This window comes from Paenibacillus sp. BAC0078 (assembly GCF_054483875.1).
Genome location: NZ_JBTLRW010000073.1, coordinates 1 through 661, shown reverse-complemented (window position 1 = coordinate 661; position 661 = coordinate 1). Strand labels below are relative to the sequence as shown.

At 58.4% G+C, this 661-nt stretch carries 1 protein-coding gene; it reads left to right on the top strand.

Annotation, left to right across the window (positions count from 1 at the left end; translation table 11 throughout):
* Positions 1 to 14 precede the first annotated feature (14 nt).
* On the top strand, positions 15 to 661 hold a 647-nt coding region (locus ACX1DY_RS31475; RefSeq protein WP_458968052.1), incomplete at its 3' end, for an AMP-binding protein.

The following is a 661-nucleotide window of genomic DNA, read 5'->3' as shown; positions in this document are numbered from 1 at the left end:
TGCAGAACATGCAGATGAGCGAATGGAAGCCGGAAGGGCTGACGATTCGGCCGTATCCGCAGGAATACCGGGTCGCTAAATTCGACCTGACGATAGCTGTGGTCGAGCAGGAAGGGCGGTTGTATTTCGATTGGGAATACAGCACGGCGCTGTTCAAGAAGGAAACGGTTGAGCGGATGGGCAAACATCTGGCGGCGATCGTGGAACAGATCGCCGAAACGCCGGACATGAGGTTGGAGGAAATCGAGCTGGCCGGGGAAGAAGAGAAGCGTCAGTTGCTGGAGACGTTTAACGACACGAAGGCGGAGTATCCGAAGGATAAGACGATTTACGCGCTGTTCGAGGAGCAGGCGGAGCGGATGCCGGAAGCCGAGGCGGTCGTATTCAAGTCTGAACGAATGACGTATGGGGAGCTGAACGCGAAGGCGAACCAACTGGCGCATGAGCTGCGGTTGCGCGGCGTCGGATCGGAGTGGATCGTGGGGATTATGGCAGAGCGCTCGGTGGAGATGATCGTGGGGATTCTCGCGATTCTGAAGGCGGGCGGGGCATACTTGCCGATCGACCCGGCGTATCCGGCGGAGCGGATCACGTACATGCTGGAAGACAGCGGCGCCGATCTGCTGCTCGTATACAGGGAAGCAGAAGTGCCGCAAGAGTA